This window comes from Mycobacterium sp., from assembly GCF_050700595.1.
Taxonomy (GTDB): domain Bacteria; phylum Actinomycetota; class Actinomycetes; order Mycobacteriales; family Mycobacteriaceae; genus Mycobacterium.
The window spans coordinates 1-16,988 of record NZ_JBOHHI010000032.1 but is presented as its reverse complement, the minus strand read 5'-3'; the positions used below and the strand labels follow the sequence as shown (position 1 = coordinate 16,988).

Below are 16,988 nucleotides of genomic sequence, written 5' to 3'. Positions count from 1 at the left end.
CAGCGCACACACGAGTTCGCCGAGTCGGTGATACGGCCCGTCGCGCTCGATTACGACCAGCGCCAGGAATTCCCGTGGCCGGTGCTCGAGGAGGCGGCCCAGCGTGGTTTTTATAGCCCGTTGTTCTACCGGGACCTGATCGGCGATCCGACCGGCCTGTCCCTGCCGATCTTCATGGAGGAACTGTTCTGGGGTTGCGCCGGAATCGGTTTGGCGATTGTGATGCCGGCGCTGGCACTGTCAGCCATCGGCCAGGCCGCCTCGCCGGAACAAATGCTCCAGTGGGCGCCGGAATGTTTCGGAACACCGGGTGACCTCAAACTCGCCGCGCTGGCGATCTCGGAACCCGAGGGCGGCAGCGACGTGCGGAATCTGCGGACCCGGGCCCGACGCGACGGCAGCGACTGGGTCATCGACGGTCACAAGATGTGGATCGGCAACGGCGGCATCGCCAACGTGCACGTGGTCAACGCCGTCGTCGACGAGGAGTTGGGCCACCGCGGGCAGGCGTTGTTCATCGTTCCGGGCGGCACACCCGGACTCGAGCTGGTGCGTAAACTCGACAAGCTGGGCTGTCGAGCCTCCCATACCGCCGAGTTGCGGCTCGACGGGGTCCGCGTCCCGGAGGCGAACCTACTGGGCGGACAAGAAAAGCTGGAACACAAACTCGCCAAGGCCCGCGAAGCCGTCGCCAGTGGTCAACGGTCCGGATCGGCGACGTTGGGCACCTTCGAACAGACCCGACCGATGGTCGCCGCCCAGGCCATCGGCATCGCGCGCGCCGCGCTCGAATACGCCACCACCTACGCCACCCGGCGCGAAGCGTTTGGCGGGCCGATCATCGACAACCAGGGCATCGCGTTTCCGCTGGCCGAACTCGCCACCCAGATCGACGCCGCGCGGCTACTGACCTGGCGGGCCTCCTGGATGGCGGCCAACAATATCCCGTTCGACCGCGGTGAGGGCTCGATGTCGAAGCTGGCCGCCAGCGAGGTCGCGGTCAGGGCCACCGAACGCGCGATCCAGACGTTGGGCGGTTGGGGCTACATCACCGACCACCCGGTGGAGAAGTGGTATCGAGATGCCAAGCTCTACACGATTTTCGAGGGCACCAGCGAGATTCAGCGGATCGTCATCTCCCAGGCGCTGGGCGCCTCGGAGGGCGCTATGCCGTTGCATTTCGAGATCGAGCCGTCCGGTGGCCCGTTGAACCGCATGTTCGGTCGCGGTACCCCACTGCGTTCCCAGGTATCCAGCGCCGCGCTGGCCATGAAAGACCGCATCCCCGAGCCGGTCATGCGAATCGCGATGAAGGCGCTGCGACCACCACGATGAGCAACCTGGAGGCCGCCCCCACCGAAATCGCCTGCACCGCCGGACAACTCGCCCGGTGGCGAAATATTGCATCCCCGCGAGGTGCCGCTGGGCGGACCGCGGGCAATGCTGGTTCGCCGCACCCTGCCGCAGCGGCAACGCTCACTGATCGGCGCGTGGTGCTTCGCCGACCACTACGGGCCGCACGATGTGCGCCGCTCCACCGGCATGGACGTGCCGCCGCATCCGCATACCGGGCTGCAGACCGTCAGCTGGTTGTTCAGCGGCGAAATCGAACACCGCGACAGCGCCGGGGTGCATGCCCTGGTGCGGCCCGGTGAGCTGAACCTGATGACCGCCGGCGCCGGCATCTGTCATTCGGAGGTGTCGATCAATCAGGACGTCTCCCCGATGCTGCACGGCGCGCAGTTGTGGGTGGCGTTGCCGGACTCCGACCGTGACACCCGACGCGACTTCGCCCACTATGTACCCCAGCCCGTCTGGTTGCCCGGCGCCGTCGTCCGGGTGTTCCTGGGCGCAGTGGCCGGCGCCCGCTCACCGGCACACACCTTCACTCTCCTGCTGGGCGCCCAGCTGGACCTGGACGCCGGTGCCCGGGTGGTGCTCGACATCGACCCGGCGTTCGAACACGGCGTGCTGTGCGACCGCGGCGTGTTGAGTATGGCCGGTGTCACGCTGGACCTGGCCGACCTCGGCTACCAGGGCCCCGGAAGCTCGTCGCTGCAGCTCGACAACCGTAGCGACCAGCCAGCGCGGGCGCTGCTGCTGGGCCGTGCCCCGTTCACTGAGCAGGTGCTGATGTGGTGGAACTTCGTCGGGCGCAGCCATGATGACATCGTCGGCTACCGCCGGCTGTGGGAGGCCGCCGACGAGCGCTTCGGTGTCGTCGAGGGTTACCGCGGCTCCCCCGCCCGGTTACCCGCGCCCCTGTTACCGACCACCCCGCTGCGGCCGCGTCCGCGGCCCAACCGAGAGAAAGAGGAGATGTCATGACCACCGACAAGACCGGCGCACCAACCACCGTCAGCGCCGCCGACGGCAAATACAGCATCGCAGTCGACGGCAAGACGGTCGGACATACCGCCGTCGCCGACCGCGATAGCCAGCGGGTTTTCTACCACACCGAGATCGACGACCAGTTCGGCGGACGCGGCTTGGCGACGATCTTGGTGCGCGAAGCGCTCGAGGCCACCCGCGCCGACGGCAAACGTGTCGTCGCGGTGTGTCAGATGGTGGCTGGAGTGCTGGAGAAACATCCGGAGTTCAACGCCATCACCGACCCGGTCACGCCGAAGATCGAGCGTTGGGCGCAGAACCTGCCGACGGATTAGCCGTCGACACGGCGGGCGAAGGGGTCGGTGGGCGAAGGGGGACTTGAACCCCCACGTCCCGAAGGACACTGGCACCTGAAGCCAGCGCGTCTGCCATTCCGCCACTCGCCCTAAAACAACCGGTGGAGCCTATCACTGTAGTAGTCGAGCACCCCAACCGTATCGGTGCCCCCGCGAGGCTGCTCACCACCGGACAGCAGCCAACTCATACCGTTTTACCTGCGTTGATGCGATTCTCAGAGTTCCGACGGTGCCGCTGCGCTGTGGCGGCCCGATACCATACTGACGAGGAAGATGGGTGATGCGACACGTGGGAAGGTCGGACCCTGGGCAGGTATATGACAACCAGTGAGGCGAGCGTTGGACATAGGCAGCCGGAAGGGGCTAGTTCAACGCATCGAGCGCAAACTCGAGTCCACCGTCGGGGACGCTTTTGCCCGGGTCTTCGGCGGGTCGATCGTCCCGCAAGAACTAGCAGCCATGCTGCGCCGAGAAGCAGCGGAGGGTGTTCGCCCGCTTCCGGGCAATCACATTTTGGCTCCGAATGAATACGTCATTACCCTCGGTGTACACGACTACGAGAAAGTGGGCGCCGCCCCGGATCTCACGTCGGACGCTTTCGCTAGGCATTTAGCGGGATATATCGGTGAACAGGGGTGGCAAACGTATGGTGATGTGGTCGTCCGGTTCGAGCAAACGTCGAACCTGCATACCGGCCAGTTCCGCACCCGCGGCGCTGTCAACCCCGATGTGGAGCCCCGCCCGACAGCTAGCGATTTCGCCCCAGCACAATCAGATCATGCGTTCAGCGCAGAACCAGGAGTACGACCGATGACTGAGAATTCGAGCTACGGCGGCGCCCAAGGGCAGGGGCGGCCCGGTGACGATTACGACGATGACCGCTACGGACGTCCCCAAGACGATCCGGGCGGCGGCGGCCAGGATCCGCGCGGTCCCTATCCGCCGGAGCCGGGTGGCTACCAAGACCAGGGCGGCTACCCGCCCAGGCAGCCCGAGCAGGGCGGCTACCAAGGCCAAGGCGGCTACCCAGACCAGCGCGGCTACCAAGGCCAAGGCGGCTACCAAGACCAGCGCGGCTACCCGCCCAGGCAGCCCGAGCAGGGCGGCTACCCGCCCAGGCAGCCCGAGCAGGGCGGCTACCCCGACCAAGGCGGCTACCAAGACCAGCGCGGCTACCCGGACCAAGGCGGCTACCAAGGCCAAGGCGGCTACCCGCCATACGAACAGCCCCCCTCGGGCGGCTACGGCGGTGGCCAGGGATACGACCAGGGTTACCGCCAGGGTGGCGACTACGGCCAACCCGGCGGCCAGGGCTACGACAATTACAGTGACTACGGTCGCGGCCCGGGTCGTCCCGACGAAACCGGCTACGGACCACCGGCGCAGCCGGCGTCCTATCCCGACCAGGGCGGCTACGACCAGGGCTACCAGGGCGGGCCAGGATACGGGTCGCAAGACTACGGTCAGCCCGACTACGGCCGGTATGCCGACGCTCCTCCCGGCGGCGGGGCGTACGCCCCACCCGGCGGCGGGTACGGCGGTGGGTACGGCGAGCCGGCGGGTCAGGACTACGACTACGGTCAGCCGGCCGGCGGCTACGGGCCCGGCGGTTACTCGTCGTCCGGCACCACCGTCACCTTGCAGCTCGACGACGGCAGTGGCCGGACCTACCAGTTGCAGCAGGGCACCAACATCGTGGGTCGTGGACAGGACGCCCAGTTCCGGCTGCCGGACACCGGCGTGTCGCGTCGTCACCTGGAAATCCGCTGGGATGGCCAGGTCGCGCTGCTTTCCGACCTCAACTCCACTAACGGCACCACCGTCAACAACGCGCCGGTCCAGGAGTGGCAGTTGGCCGACGGCGACGTGATCCGACTCGGCCATTCCGAGATCGTCGTCCACATCCACTGAGGCTCATAGCCCGGCGCAGCTGTTCAGCTTCACCCCGCGTCGAGCGCCGTCCAAGTATCGTGACGTTGCTGATGTGCTCGGTGTCGCGGGCGGCAGGACGGAGAGGACGCCAGATGCAGGGACTCGTACTGCAGCTGACGCGTGCCGGATTCTTGATGCTGTTGTGGCTGTTCGTCTGGTCGGTGCTGCGGATCCTGCGGACCGACATCTACGCGCCGACCGGCGCTGTGATGGTGCGCCGCGGTTTGGCGTTACGCGGCACCTTGCTGCCCTCGCGGCAACGTCGACATGCCGCACGCTATCTGGTGGTTACCGAGGGAGCGCTGATCGGAGCGCGCATCACGTTGAGCGCCCAGCCGGTGCTGATCGGGCGCGCGGACGACTCCACCGTGGTCCTCACCGATGACTACGCCTCGACGCGGCACGCTCGGCTATCCCAGCGGGGCTCGGAATGGTACGTCGAGGATCTAGGATCGACCAACGGTACCTACCTTGACAGGGCGAAGGTGACGACAGCGCTACGGGTTCCGATCGGCACGCCGGTTCGTGTCGGCAAAACGGTAATCGAGTTGCGCCCGTGACCCTGGCTATGCGTTATGCGGCTCGCAGCGATGTCGGCCTGGTGCGCTCCAACAACGAAGATTCGGTATATGCCGGCGCACGGCTGCTGGCCCTGGCCGATGGCATGGGCGGCCACGCCGCCGGCGAGGTCGCCTCTCAACTGGTGATCGCCGCGTTGGCCCACCTCGACGACGACGAACCCGGAGGTGATCTACTCGCCAGGCTCGACGCGGCGGTGCGCGCCGGCAATTCGGCCATCGCCGAGCACGTGGAGTTGGAGCCCGACCTCGAGGGCATGGGCACCACGCTCACCGCGATCCTGTTCGCGGGCAACCGTCTTGGGCTGGTGCACATCGGTGATTCACGCGGCTATCTGCTCCGCGACGGGGAACTGACGCAGATCACCAAAGATGACACCTTCGTCCAAACCCTGGTGGACGAAGGGCGGATCACCCGAGAAGAGGCGCACAGCCACCCGCAGCGCTCGCTGATCATGCGGGCACTGACCGGTCACGAGGTCGAGCCCACCTTGACCATGCGTGAGGTGCACACCGGTGACCGGTATCTGCTGTGCTCAGATGGACTCTCCGACCCGGTCAGCGACGAAACCATCCTTGAGGCACTGAAAGTACCCGACGTCACCGACAGCGCCGACCGGCTCATCGAACTGGCCCTGCGCGGCGGCGGGCCCGACAACGTGACGGTGGTGGTCGCCGACGTCATCGACTACGACTACGGCCCGACCCAACCGATCATCGCGGGAGCCGTGTCCGGTGACGACGGCGACCAAACGACCCGCGCCAACACTGCTGCGGCCCGCGCTTCGGCCATCAATCCCCGCAAAAGTGTCGTCAAACGCGTTCTGCCGCAAGTAGACACATTTATCCGGCCTCGCCGGTCGCGGCGCCGGATGGCGATCGGCGTCGCACTGGTAGTGCTGCTGGTGCTCGCGGGGATGGCCATCGGCCGCACAGTCATCTACAGCAACTACTACGTCAGCGGCTACACCGACACCGTGTCGATCATGCGCGGCGTTCAGGGGTCGATTTTCGGGATTCCCCTGCACAAACCCTATTCACAGGGTTGCCTCAATAGCCGCGGTGAGCTGTCGGTGATCAAGTACAGCCAGCCTAAAACCAACCTCAACTGTCGTCCGATGAAACTGTCCGACCTGCGTCCTTCCGAGCGTGCACAGGTCGCAGCGGGGCTGCCGGCCGGGAGCCTCGAGGAGGCCGTCAACCAGCTTCGTAAATTGTCGGCGAGTTCGCTGTTGCCGCCCTGCCCACCGCCGCGCGCCACGTCGCCACCCACTCGAAGCCCGCAGACCCCGACGACCACCCCGTCCACCCCCGAAGAATCCCCGGTGGGTCCCTCGGCAACGACCACCGCGCCCTCTGCGACCGCGCACCCCCCGTCACCACCCGAGCCAGGAATCGACTGCCGGACGGTCGCATGACGACACAGCTGCAGCCGCCGGTCGCGGTCACACCCCCGCTGCCGAACCGGCGCAATGCCGAACTGCTGCTGCTGTGCTTCGCCGGCGTGATCACCGCGGCAGCATTCGTCATCGTGGAAGCCAACCAGGACCGCGGATTGCGTTGGGATCTAATAACTTACGCCGCAGCCTTCCTGGCGCTTTTCACGGGTGCGCACCTGGCCATCCGGCGCTATGCCCCCTACGCGGATCCACTGCTGCTGCCGGTGGTGGCGTTGCTCAACGGTCTGGGCCTGGTGATGATCCATCGGCTCGACCTGGCTGATGGCGTCTCCGGCAACGCTGGCGGCAGTTCTACTCCCAGCGCGAACCAGCAGATGTTATGGACGCTGCTGGGCGTAGCCGCATTCGCAATCGTGCTGAGGTCGTTGAAGGACCATCGACAACTCGCTCGCTACGGCTACGTCTGCGGGCTGGCCGGCTTGGTGATGCTGGCGATTCCGGCACTACTACCGTCGAACATGGCCGAGCAGAATGGCGCCAAAATCTGGGTTCGGTTGTTCGGCTTCTCAATTCAGCCTGCCGAATTCTCCAAAATTCTGCTGTTGGTCTTCTTTTCGGCCGTGCTGATCGCGAAACGCGGCTTGTTCACCAGCGCCGGCAAACATGTGCTGGGCACGGACCTGCCCCGTCCGCGAGACCTGGCGCCGCTGCTTGCGGCCTGGGTGATCTCGGTCGGCGTCATGGTCTTCGAGAAGGACCTGGGGACCTCGCTGCTGCTCTACGCGTCGTTCCTGGTGGTGGTTTACCTTGCCACCCAGCGGTTTAGCTGGGTGGTCATCGGAATGGCGTTGTTCGCGTTGGGAAGCGTTGCGGCGTACTACGCGTTCGACCACGTCCGGATTCGCGTGCAGACCTGGCTGGACCCATTCGCCGATCCGGAAGGCAGCGGCTACCAGATGGTGCAGTCGTTGTTCAGCTTTGCCACCGGCGGCGTTTTCGGTACCGGGCTGGGTAACGGTCAACCGGACACCGTGCCGGCGGCGTCCACCGATTTCATCGTCGCCGCGTTCGGCGAGGAGCTCGGACTGGTCGGGTTGGCCGGCTTGCTGATGCTCTACACCATCGTCATCATCCGCGGCATGCGCACGGCGATCGCGGTACGTGACAGCTTCGGTAAACTGCTGGCCGCCGGGCTGGCGTCGACGCTGGCCATCCAATTGTTCGTCGTCGTCGGTGGTGTCACCGAGTTGATCCCGCTGACCGGGCTCACCACACCCTGGATGTCCTACGGCGGTTCGTCGCTGTTGGCCAACTATGTGTTGCTGGCGATTCTGGTGCGTGTCTCGCACGCTGCCCGCCGTCCATTGCGCACCCGGTCACGCAACACATCGTCGATCGCGGTCGTCGGCACTGAGGTGATAGAGCGGGTATGAACGCCTCTTTGCGCCGGATCTCAGTGACTGTGATGGCGTTGATCGTGTTGCTGCTGTTCAATGCCACGCTCACCCAAGTGTTCACCGCCGACGGGCTGCGCGCCGATCCTCGTAATCAGCGGGTCCTGCTCGATGAGTACTCCCGTCAGCGCGGCCAGATCACCGCGGGCGGCCAACTGCTGGCCTACTCGGTGGCGACCGACACTCGGTTCCACTTTCTACGGGTGTATCCCGATCCCGCGATGTACGCGCCGGTGACCGGCTTCTATTCGCTGCGCTACTCCAGCGCAGGCCTGGAACGTGCCGAAGATCCCCTGCTCAACGGCTCCGACCAGCGTCTGTTCGGTCGCCGGTTGGCCGATTTCTTCACCGGTCGCGATCCCCGCGGCGGCAACGTCGACACCACCATCAACCCGCACGTCCAACAGGCCGCCTGGGAGGCGCTGCAGCGGGGCTGCGACGGACCGTGCAAAGGCGCCGTGGTCGCCCTGGAACCGGCCACCGGCAAGATCCTGGCGCTGGTGTCGTCGCCGTCCTACGACCCCAACCTGTTGGCGTCACACGATGCCGGCGCGCAGTCGCGGGCCTGGCAGCAGCTCCGCGACGATCCCGCCTCGCCGTTGACCAACCGCGCCATCGCCGAGACCTATCCGCCTGGTTCGACGTTCAAAGTGATTACCACGGCCGCCGCGCTGCAGGCCGGAGCCACCGAGGACGAGCAGCTGACCGCGGCGCCGACGTTCCTGCTGCCCGACAGCACCGCCACGCTGGAGAACTACGGTGGTGCCCCGTGCGGCGGCCGGCAGACGGTGTCGTTGCGCGAAGCCTTCGCGCGATCCTGTAACACCGCGTTCGTCCAGTTGGGTATCTTGACCGGCGCCGATGCGCTGCGCAGCACCGCGCAGTCGTTCGGGCTCGACACCACTCCCGACCCGATTCCGCTACAGGTCGCCGAATCCACGGTCGGCGCAATCACGGACGATGCCGCGGTGGGGATGTCGAGTATCGGCCAGAAGGATGTCGCGCTGACACCGCTGGAAAACGCGATCGTGGCGGCAACCATCGCCAACAACGGGGTGACCATGCAGCCCTACCTGGTCGAAAGCCTCAAGGGGCCCGACCTCGCTAACATCGGCACCACTGCCCCGCGTGAACAGCGTCGGGCGGTGTCACCGCAGGTCGCGGCTAAGCTGACAGAGCTGATGGTCGGCGCCGAGAAACTCACACAGCAGAAAGGGGCCATCCCCGGCGTGCAGATCGCATCTAAGACCGGTACCGCAGAGCACGGCACCGACCCGCGCAACACTCCACCGCACGCGTGGTACATCGCCTTCGCGCCGGCGGAAACCGCCAAGGTGGCCGTTGCGGTTCTGGTGGAGGATGGTGCCGACCGGGTGTCCGCAACCGGTGGCGCGCTCGCTGCGCCAATCGGGCGCGCCGTGGTCGACGCGGCGCTGCAGGGAGGACCATGAGCCCGCGAGTAGGTGTGACGCTGTCCGGCCGGTATCGGCTGCAGCGCCTCATCGCCACCGGCGGCATGGGCCAGGTGTGGGAGGCGATAGACAACCGCCTGGGTCGCCGGGTCGCGATCAAGGTGCTCAAACAGGAGTTCTCCCAGGACTCCGAGTTCATCGAACGGTTCCGGGCCGAGGCGCGCACCACCGCGATGCTCAACCACCCGGGGATCGCCAGCGTTCACGACTATGGCGAAACCCAGATGAACGGCGAGGGCCGGACCGCCTACCTGGTGATGGAGCTGGTCAACGGTGAGCCGCTCAACTCCGTAATCAAGCGCACCGGCAAGCTCTCGCTACGCCACGCGCTGGACCTGCTCGAACAGACCGGCCGCGCACTGCAGGTCGCGCACGCCGCCGGTCTGGTGCACCGCGACGTCAAACCCGGCAACATCCTGATCACGCCCACCGGCCAGGTGAAGATCACCGACTTCGGTATCGCCAAGGCCGTCGACGCCGCGCCGGTGACCCAGACCGGCATGGTGATGGGAACCGCGCAATACATCGCGCCCGAGCAGGCCCTCGGTCACGATGCGACCCCGGCGTGCGACGTCTACTCGTTGGGAGTCGTCGGGTACGAATCCTTGTCGGGTAAACGGCCGTTCACCGGTGACGGCGCACTCACGGTCGCGATGAAGCACATCAAAGAGCCCCCGCCGCCGCTGCCCGCCGATCTGCCGCCCAATGTGCGTGAACTCATCGAGATCACCCTGGTCAAGAATCCCGGCATGCGGTACCGCAGCGGCGGGCCGTTCGCCGACGCTGTGGCCGCGGTCCGCGCAGGCCGCCGCCCTCCTCGCCCGAACCAGGCCGGGGGTGGCGGTCGGGCCGCTCCGGCGGCCATTCCCTCGGGCGCCCACACCAGAGCAGCGGCCCCTGCCACCGGCCGGGCGCCGGTGGCCCGCCGGTCCCGACCCGCGACGGGCGGTCACCGCCCGCCGCCCCCGCAACGCACCTTCTCGTCGGGGCAGCGTGCACTGCTGTGGGCAGCCGGTGTGCTGGGCGCGCTGGCGATCATCATCGCGGTGCTGATCGTCATCAACTCCCACGGCGACACCGGTCAGCCCCCCACTGTCACCGATACCGGCACTCCCACGTCCACCGCGGTGGGCTTAGCGCCAGCACAGCCGTCCAATTGGACGGATCGCGGGGTCACGGGTAATCCTGGACAGCTAAGTCGGCAGCCCCAATTTCGTTGGGCTGTCGCGCCGACGCACCCCTACCACGCGTCGCTGGCCCGACACGAGAAATGGCAATGACCACCCCGCAACACCTGTCCGATCGTTACGAACTGGGGGAAATCCTCGGCTTCGGCGGTATGTCGGAGGTGCACCTGGCCCGGGACGTCCGGCTACACCGTGACGTGGCGGTCAAGGTGCTGCGCGCCGACCTGGCCCGCGACCCCAGCTTTTATCTGCGCTTCCGCCGTGAAGCGCAGAACGCCGCCGCGCTGAACCACCCGGCGATCGTCGCGGTATACGACACCGGCGAGGCCGAGACCGACGCCGGACCGCTGCCCTACATCGTGATGGAATACGTCAACGGCGTCACGTTGCGTGACATCGTGCACACCGAGGGTCCAATGCCGGCCAAGCGGGCGATCGAGGTCATCGCCGACGTGTGCCAGGCGCTGCACTTTTCTCACCAGCACGGCATCATCCACCGTGATGTCAAGCCGGCAAACATCATGATCAGCACCACCAACGCGGTCAAGGTGATGGATTTCGGTATCGCGCGAGCGATCGCCGACAGCGGTAACAGCGTCACCCAAACGGCAGCGGTGATCGGGACCGCGCAATACCTGTCTCCCGAGCAGGCCCGCGGCGACAGCGTCGACGCTCGCTCCGACGTCTATTCGCTGGGCTGTGTTCTTTACGAAATCCTCACCGGCGAAGCACCTTTCGTCGGTGACTCACCGGTCGCGGTGGCTTACCAGCATGTCCGCGAGGATCCCGTTCCACCGTCGCAACGACACGACGACATTTCCCCCGAGCTCGACGCCGTCGTACTCAAGGCGCTGGCCAAGAACCCGGAAAACCGCTATCAGACCGCCGCGGAGATGCGCACCGATTTGGTCCGGGTGCACAACGGCGAGCAACCCGAGGCGCCCAAGGTGCTCACGGCCGCCGAGCGGACCTCGCTGATGGCGTCTTCGCATTCGAGCGACTCGGGGGGCACCCACACCGACCCGCTGCCCCGCCAGGAACTGGAGTTCGGCCGGGCCCGCAACCCCGGTTCGGTGGGCCGCTGGCTCATCGCGGTCGCCGTGCTGGCAGTGCTGACCGTGATTGTCACGATCGCCATCAACACGTTCGGCGGCGGGATGCGCAATGTGCAGGTGCCGGACGTTCGGGGACAGGTGTCCGCCGACGCGATCGCGATGCTGCAGAACCGTGGCTTCAAGACCCGCACCCAGCAGAAGCCGGACTCGACGGTGCCACCCGACCACGTCATCGGCACCGACCCCGAAGCCAACGCCTCGGTGGGTGCCGGTGACCAGATCACCCTCAACGTGTCGACCGGTCCCGAGCAGCGCGAGGTGCCCGACGTGTCCTCACTGAGCTACGCGGCCGCCGTAAAGAAGTTGAAGGCCGCCGGGTTCGGCCGTTTCCGGCAGGTGGCTTCGCCGTCGACCGCAGAAATGAAGGACCGGGTTGTGGGAACCAATCCGCCGGCCAACCAGACCTCGGCGATCACCAACCAGATCGACGTCATCGTCGGCTCCGGGCCGTCGACGAAGCAGATCCCCAGCGTCGCCGGACAGACCGTTGAGCTCGCACAGAAGAACCTCGGTGTTTACGGGTTCACCAAGTTCACCGAGGCAGCGGTGGACAGCCCCCGCCCAGCCGGCGAAGTGGTCGGAACCAATCCACCGACGGATGCGACGGTGCCGGTGGACTCGGTGATCGAACTGCAAGTGTCCAAGGGCAATCAATTCGTGATGCCTGATCTGTCGGGTCTGTTCTGGACCGACGCCGAACCGCAACTGCGTGCGCTGGGCTGGACCGGCGTACTGGTCAAAGGCGCCGACGTCGACGCCGGCGGCTCCGCGCACAACCGGGTTGTGTACCAGAGCCCGGCAGCGGGTCAGGGCGTCAACAAAGACGGCGCCGTCACGCTGAAGTTCGGTCAGTAAGAGCGGGTCGCACCGCAGCGAGAACCTCACCTTCCAGCCGGCTCACCAACGCGTCGTCGCGGGCCTGACCACAGTAGGCCAGCCAATTGGCCAACATCCGGTGCCCGCCCTCGGTGAGGATCGACTCGGGGTGGAATTGGACCCCGTGGATGGGCGCGTCGATGTGCCGCACCCCCATGATCACGCCGCCGCGGGTGCGAGCGGTCACCTCCAGTTCGGTCGGCAAGGTTTCCGGCAAGATCGTCAACGAGTGATACCGGGTCGCGGTGAATGGATCTGGAAGCCCCTGTAGCACACCACTATTCGTGTGGAATACGCTGCTGGTCTTGCCGTGCAGAAGTTCTGGTGCGCGGTCCACGGTGGCGCCGAACGCGACCCCGATGGCCTGGTGCCCCAGGCATACTCCGAACAGCGGGGTGCGCGCGGCCGCACAGGCGCGAACCAGGCTGACCGAGGCCCCCGCGCGTTCGGGTGTACCCGGGCCGGGGCTCAGCAGCACCCCGTCGAATTCGGTGGCGACCGCCGCGTCATCGGACAACCGGGCGTCGTCATTGCGCCACACCATAACCTCGGCGCCGAGCTGCCCGAGGTACTGCACCAGGTTGAACACAAAGCTGTCGTAGTTGTCGACGACCAAGACCCGCATCGCAACAGGCTACCGCCCGGCCGACCGGAGTGATTCGGCTCAGTAGCTCACCGGGCCGGCCGGCTCGGCAAAGTGCATACGCACCGGCTCGGTGTGCCCGACGATGTGGACATCAGGTACCACTTGTTCGGCGTAGCCGAGGCCGAAACGCACCACATACTGCTTATACAGAGTCACCAGGGGAGCGGCGGCCAGCGCGGTCTGCATGGCCGCGGCGTCACCGATAGCGGCGATGATGTAGGGCGGACTGTAGGTACGTCCGTTGAGCAGCAATGTGTTTCCCACGCAACGCGGTGCCGAGGTGGCGATGATGCGCTGGTCCTGCATCTGAATCGCCTCGGCACCGGCACCCCACAATGCGTTGAGCACGGCCTGGATGTCCTGCTGGTGCACGACCAAATCGTCGGGGGAGGCGTCGCGCGGGAAACGGCCGTTGGCGTCGCGCTGGGCGTCGGTGAGTGTGACTACCAGGCCCGGCCCGTGTACCGGATCCAGGCCGGCATCGCGGGCCAACCCCGCACTCCGCCGAAGCATCGCCATCAGCGCCGTATCCGAGGACCGGCCATGGGTGGAATCGATCGTGCCGGCCAAATTGTCACGCTGCGCGCCGAGACGATCGACCGACGACTGCGCATCCCGAACCAGGTCCACCAGCCGCGGCGCGTCGCTGCCCCGGATCTCCCCGCCACCGGATACCCCGTGCGTGGCGCCGAGCAGCAACCCGGCCAGCAGGCAGACCACTGGCACCCCGACACGCCACGGCGCGCGCCGGGCGATGGACGCGGCCCGCCGGGCGATCGGTGTGGCCATCGACTCTCCTTGGCGGGCGGCGGTGTGGGTTAATCTCGTAGCCGAACAAATGCTTGTAGCGGCTACCGCTATGGTTGCACGCCCTGAACACCGCATCTCCGAGGTATCTATGCCGAAGTCGAAGGTCCGCAAGAAGAGCGATTTCACCGTCAGCACGGTGAGCCGTACTCCGGTTAAGGTCAAGGTCGGGCCGTCGAGCGTGTGGTTCGTCACATTGTTCGTCGGCTTGATGCTGTTCGGCTTGGTCTGGCTGATGGTGTTTCAGCTGGCGGCCACCGGCCCGGATGCGCCGTCGGTGCTGAACTGGATGGCCGAGCTGGGCCCGTGGAACTACGCGGTTGCCTTTGCTTTCATGATCAGCGGTTTGTTGCTCACGATGCGGTGGCACTAGAAACCTCGGCGCCTTAATGAATTCATCTTGGGTCATCGCGGTTACTGTGCTGGCAACCTTACGGTCTAACAATCACACACGTGTGATTCATCCCCATTGGGGATAGCACCTGTGGATAACCGCATCGGCAGTGGTAGCACTACCCGGGAGTAGCGTGCAGCAAACGGAGTGGGCGCCTTCGAGCGTCGGAATTGCTGGTTGTGGCGCCGTTGGCGTTGTGATGGCTATCGCTTCTGTGATCCTGGTCACAGATCCTCCGGGCCGGCTACTGACCGGTATTGCTGCGGCTGGTCTGATCTTGTTTGCAAGTGCATCCTGGCGTGCCCGGCCAAAGCTGGCAATTACCGGCGATGGCCTGCAGGTACGCGGATGGTGGCGGACGCAGTTATTGCGCCGCTCCGACATCAAGATCATCCGGATCACCGAGTTTCGCCGGATCGGCCGCAAGATGCGCTTGCTCGAGGTGGAGGCGGTCGACGGCCGGCTGATGATCTTTTCCCGCTGGGATCTCGGCACCGACCCCCTCGACGCGCTCGATGCGCTCACCGCCGCCGGATACGCCGGCGCCTGATCGAGTCAGGAAATGGTGACCGACTCGATGACGACGGCTTCGGCTGGCCGGTCGCTGTGGTCGGTAGCGGTGTGGGCGATCTCGTCGACGACCTTCTGCGACTCCGGCTCGACCACCTCACCGAAGATGGTGTGCCGCCGGTTCAGATGCGGTGTCTTGCCGACGGTGATGAAGAACTGGGACCCGTTGGTTCCCGGGCCGGCGTTGGCCATCGCCAACAGGTACGGCTTGTCGAACTGCAACTCCGGGTGGAACTCGTCGGCGAACTTGTAGCCCGGCCCGCCGCGCCCGGTCCCCGTCGGGTCGCCGCCCTGGATCATGAACCCGCTGATCACCCGATGGAACACCGCGCCGTCGTAAAACGGGCCGGAGGTGCTGCCCGACGCGTTCTCGGTCGAGTACTCCTTGGTGCCCTGCGCCAGACCCACGAAGTTCGCGACGGTCTTGGGAGCATGGTTTCCGAACAGAGCGATCTTGATATCACCGCGGTTGGTGTGCAGCGTGGCAGTCGCGGTCTGAATGGGGCTGGTAGTCACGGCATCACAGTCTGCCATCACCGGAGCGCGCACCGGCGGGCCGGTGCCGATACCGCTCACCGGACCCGCTGGCGTCCCAATAGTGGCAGTCTGGGAAGTCCACGCAACGCGGCAGAAGGGCAGCAGATGACGACAGCTATCGAAACTCGGTTGAGTCCCCGGAAGCGCCTGACCCAGGGCCTGGCGTCTACCGCGGTGGGGCCTGTGGACGTCACCCGCGGCCTCGTCGGACTGGGCGTTCAGTCGGCGCGGGCAGGCGTGTCGGATCTGCGTCGGCGCTACCGGGAGGGCCGGCTGGCTGCTGACCTGCAGGCTGCACAGGAGACGGTCACCACCGAATTGGCCGCCGCACAGGAGGCGGTCGCCGGTCTGCCGCAGGCGCTGCAAAAGGCGCGCCGTTCCCAACGTCGTAGCAGACGTCCGTGGGTGATTACCGGATTCGTTGTGGTGGCACTCGCCGGTGGTGCGGTCGCGTTCTCGATCATCCGGCGCTCATCGCGCCCGGAGCCGTCGCTGCGGCCGCCCAGCGTCGACGTGCAGCAGCGCCTGTAGCCCGGTCGTCGCGCCGCCGTGGAGTGGAGCCTGGGGTGTCTGAGTTCACGACATAGGTGACAGATGAGTCGGGTGATGGGTTACACCTGGGGTGGCCGCCGATGAGTCGCGTCATAGGTGACAGTCGTGGTTCATGTCAAAAGCCCGTGCAGTCGTTCTTGAAGTCGTCAGCGGTCACCTCAGCGTCACCGACGCAGCCGACATCTACGGGATCTCTCGACAACACATTTACCGCCTGCTCGACCGCTACCGAGACGGCGGCCTCGAGGCCCTCGATCCACGCTCGCGGCGTCCCGCCAGCAACCCGCGCGCGGTCGGCGATGAAGTCATCATCGCGATCGTGCGATTACGCGAACAACTCAGTGCCGAGGGCCTCGACGCTGGCCCTTGACGTTGCAGTGGCACTTGGCTGAGCAAGGCCTGCCGGTGCCGTCGACCTCAACCATCCGGCGCATCCTGCACCACCACGGCCTGATTACCCCACAGCCGCGTAAGCGCCCCAAAAGCTCCTATCACCGCTTCCAGGCCGATCAGCCCAACGAATGCTGGCAGTCCGACTTCACCCACTGGCAACTGTCCGACGGCACCGACGTCGAGATCATCGACTGGCTCGACGACCACTCCCGGCTACTGCTCTCGCTGACCGCCTTCACCCACGTCACCGGCCACGATGTCGTCAACACCTTCACCGCCAACGTCAACACCTACGGGCCGCCCGCCTCGACGCTGACCGACAACGGCTCGGTCTACACCTCACGGTTCACCGGCGGCCGCAACGCCTTCGAGTACCTACTCGCCACCC

17 protein-coding genes, 1 tRNA gene and 1 pseudogene are annotated in these 16,988 nt (G+C 66.1%); 15 read left to right on the top strand and 4 right to left on the bottom strand.

The window, feature by feature from the left end; genetic code table 11:
* The 3 genes and pseudogenes from ACRDTL_RS02985 to ACRDTL_RS02975 form a co-directional block, all read left to right on the top strand.
* Positions 1-1,335, top strand: a 1,335-nt coding sequence (locus ACRDTL_RS02985) for an acyl-CoA dehydrogenase family protein (RefSeq protein WP_431505231.1), incomplete at its 5' end; no start/stop codon positions are given.
* Positions 1,332-2,328: pseudogene (locus tag ACRDTL_RS02980) on the top strand (pirin family protein). The gene ACRDTL_RS02985 and the pseudogene ACRDTL_RS02980, both read left to right, overlap by 4 nt.
* On the top strand, positions 2,325-2,666 hold the full coding sequence (locus tag ACRDTL_RS02975; protein ID WP_431505230.1) for a GNAT family N-acetyltransferase: 342 nt from the start codon (positions 2,325-2,327) through the stop codon (positions 2,664-2,666). Before ACRDTL_RS02980 ends, ACRDTL_RS02975 begins: the two are co-directional and overlap by 4 nt.
* Positions 2,667-2,694: 28 nt before the next feature.
* On the opposite strand, the gene ACRDTL_RS02970 is transcribed toward ACRDTL_RS02975, so the two are convergent.
* A tRNA-Leu gene (locus ACRDTL_RS02970) sits at positions 2,695-2,777 on the bottom strand.
* Positions 2,778-3,032: 255 nt separating this feature from the next.
* Between ACRDTL_RS02970 and ACRDTL_RS02965 the strand changes: the two genes are divergently transcribed.
* The 7 genes from ACRDTL_RS02965 to pknB all read left to right on the top strand — a co-directional run bounded on the left by ACRDTL_RS02965 (position 3,033) and on the right by pknB (position 12,680).
* Complete coding sequence (locus tag ACRDTL_RS02965) at positions 3,033-4,598, top strand: DUF3662 and FHA domain-containing protein (protein WP_431505234.1); 1,566 nt, start codon at positions 3,033-3,035, stop codon at positions 4,596-4,598.
* 113 nt (positions 4,599-4,711) lie between these two features.
* Positions 4,712-5,179 carry an FHA domain-containing protein FhaB/FipA gene (locus tag ACRDTL_RS02960; RefSeq protein ID WP_431505229.1) on the top strand — a complete coding sequence of 156 codons (468 nt, stop codon included), beginning with the start codon at positions 4,712-4,714 and terminating at the stop codon, positions 5,177-5,179.
* Entirely contained in the window at positions 5,176-6,615 is a 1,440-nt protein-coding gene (locus ACRDTL_RS02955; RefSeq protein WP_431505228.1) for a PP2C family protein-serine/threonine phosphatase, read from the top strand. Before ACRDTL_RS02960 ends, ACRDTL_RS02955 begins: the two co-directional genes overlap by 4 nt.
* Positions 6,612-8,030, top strand: a complete 1,419-nt coding sequence (locus tag ACRDTL_RS02950) for an FtsW/RodA/SpoVE family cell cycle protein (RefSeq protein WP_431505227.1) — start codon at positions 6,612-6,614, stop codon at positions 8,028-8,030. The genes ACRDTL_RS02955 and ACRDTL_RS02950 overlap by 4 nt, the downstream gene beginning before the upstream one ends.
* Positions 8,027-9,502 carry a D,D-transpeptidase PbpA gene (pbpA, locus tag ACRDTL_RS02945; RefSeq protein ID WP_431505226.1) on the top strand — a complete coding sequence of 492 codons (1,476 nt, stop codon included), beginning with the start codon at positions 8,027-8,029 and terminating at the stop codon, positions 9,500-9,502. Before ACRDTL_RS02950 ends, pbpA begins: the two co-directional genes overlap by 4 nt.
* A complete protein-coding gene (locus ACRDTL_RS02940) occupies positions 9,499-10,803 on the top strand; it encodes a serine/threonine-protein kinase (RefSeq protein ID WP_431505225.1) in 1,305 nt (434 codons plus the stop codon). Before pbpA ends, ACRDTL_RS02940 begins: the two co-directional genes overlap by 4 nt.
* Positions 10,800-12,680: a serine/threonine protein kinase PknB gene (pknB, locus tag ACRDTL_RS02935; RefSeq protein ID WP_431505224.1), complete on the top strand. Its 1,881-nt coding sequence runs from the start codon at positions 10,800-10,802 to the stop codon at positions 12,678-12,680. The genes ACRDTL_RS02940 and pknB overlap by 4 nt, the downstream gene beginning before the upstream one ends.
* Here pknB and ACRDTL_RS02930 read toward each other — a convergent pair.
* Complete coding sequence (locus tag ACRDTL_RS02930; protein ID WP_431505223.1) at positions 12,658-13,326, bottom strand: aminodeoxychorismate/anthranilate synthase component II; 669 nt, start codon at positions 13,324-13,326, stop codon at positions 12,658-12,660. The genes pknB and ACRDTL_RS02930 overlap by 23 nt on opposite strands.
* A gap of 39 nt (positions 13,327-13,365) precedes the next feature.
* Complete coding sequence (locus ACRDTL_RS02925) at positions 13,366-14,136, bottom strand: DUF881 domain-containing protein (RefSeq protein WP_431505222.1); 771 nt, start codon at positions 14,134-14,136, stop codon at positions 13,366-13,368.
* Between the two features lie 109 nt (positions 14,137-14,245).
* Here ACRDTL_RS02925 and crgA point away from each other — a divergent pair, with 109 nt between their 5' ends.
* Entirely contained in the window at positions 14,246-14,527 is a 282-nt protein-coding gene (gene crgA / locus ACRDTL_RS02920; protein ID WP_431505233.1) for a cell division protein CrgA, read from the top strand.
* Between the two features lie 154 nt (positions 14,528-14,681).
* The gene (locus ACRDTL_RS02915; protein ID WP_431505221.1) at positions 14,682-15,098 is read left to right on the top strand and encodes a PH domain-containing protein; all 417 of its coding nucleotides are present in this window, start codon (positions 14,682-14,684) and stop codon (positions 15,096-15,098) included.
* Between the two features lie 5 nt (positions 15,099-15,103).
* Here ACRDTL_RS02915 and ACRDTL_RS02910 read toward each other — a convergent pair whose 3' ends face one another.
* Entirely contained in the window at positions 15,104-15,652 is a 549-nt protein-coding gene (locus tag ACRDTL_RS02910; RefSeq protein WP_431505232.1) for a peptidylprolyl isomerase, read from the bottom strand.
* A gap of 108 nt (positions 15,653-15,760) precedes the next feature.
* Here ACRDTL_RS02910 and cwsA point away from each other — a divergent pair, with 108 nt between their 5' ends.
* From cwsA to ACRDTL_RS02895, 3 genes are all read left to right on the top strand, one after another.
* Positions 15,761-16,186 (top strand): cell wall synthesis protein CwsA, encoded by a 426-nt coding sequence (gene cwsA, locus ACRDTL_RS02905; protein ID WP_431505220.1) that lies wholly within the window; start codon positions 15,761-15,763, stop codon positions 16,184-16,186.
* Positions 16,187-16,319: 133 nt separating this feature from the next.
* Positions 16,320-16,577: a helix-turn-helix domain-containing protein gene (locus ACRDTL_RS02900; RefSeq protein ID WP_431505219.1), complete on the top strand. Its 258-nt coding sequence runs from the start codon at positions 16,320-16,322 to the stop codon at positions 16,575-16,577.
* A 14-nt stretch (positions 16,578-16,591) separates the two neighbouring features.
* Positions 16,592-16,988: DDE-type integrase/transposase/recombinase (locus ACRDTL_RS02895; protein WP_431505218.1), on the top strand; the 397-nt coding region annotated here is incomplete at its 3' end.

What these genes read in the sequence shown, in the direction of transcription:
- ACRDTL_RS02975 (WP_431505230.1), top strand. Translation starts at nt 2,325, where the DNA reads ATGACCACCGACAAGACCGGCGCACCAACCACCGTCAGCGCCGCCGAC.
- ACRDTL_RS02960 (WP_431505229.1), top strand. Translation starts at nt 4,712, where the DNA reads ATGCAGGGACTCGTACTGCAGCTGACGCGTGCCGGATTCTTGATGCTG.
- ACRDTL_RS02950 (WP_431505227.1), top strand. Translation starts at nt 6,612, where the DNA reads ATGACGACACAGCTGCAGCCGCCGGTCGCGGTCACACCCCCGCTGCCG.
- pbpA (WP_431505226.1), top strand. Translation starts at nt 8,027, where the DNA reads ATGAACGCCTCTTTGCGCCGGATCTCAGTGACTGTGATGGCGTTGATC.
- ACRDTL_RS02940 (WP_431505225.1), top strand. Translation starts at nt 9,499, where the DNA reads ATGAGCCCGCGAGTAGGTGTGACGCTGTCCGGCCGGTATCGGCTGCAG.
- pknB (WP_431505224.1), top strand. Translation starts at nt 10,800, where the DNA reads ATGACCACCCCGCAACACCTGTCCGATCGTTACGAACTGGGGGAAATC.
- ACRDTL_RS02930 (WP_431505223.1), bottom strand. Translation starts at nt 13,326, where the DNA reads ATGCGGGTCTTGGTCGTCGACAACTACGACAGCTTTGTGTTCAACCTG.
- ACRDTL_RS02925 (WP_431505222.1), bottom strand. Translation starts at nt 14,136, where the DNA reads ATGGCCACACCGATCGCCCGGCGGGCCGCGTCCATCGCCCGGCGCGCG.
- crgA (WP_431505233.1), top strand. Translation starts at nt 14,246, where the DNA reads ATGCCGAAGTCGAAGGTCCGCAAGAAGAGCGATTTCACCGTCAGCACG.
- ACRDTL_RS02910 (WP_431505232.1), bottom strand. Translation starts at nt 15,652, where the DNA reads ATGGCAGACTGTGATGCCGTGACTACCAGCCCCATTCAGACCGCGACT.
- cwsA (WP_431505220.1), top strand. Translation starts at nt 15,761, where the DNA reads ATGACGACAGCTATCGAAACTCGGTTGAGTCCCCGGAAGCGCCTGACC.
- ACRDTL_RS02900 (WP_431505219.1), top strand. Translation starts at nt 16,320, where the DNA reads ATGTCAAAAGCCCGTGCAGTCGTTCTTGAAGTCGTCAGCGGTCACCTC.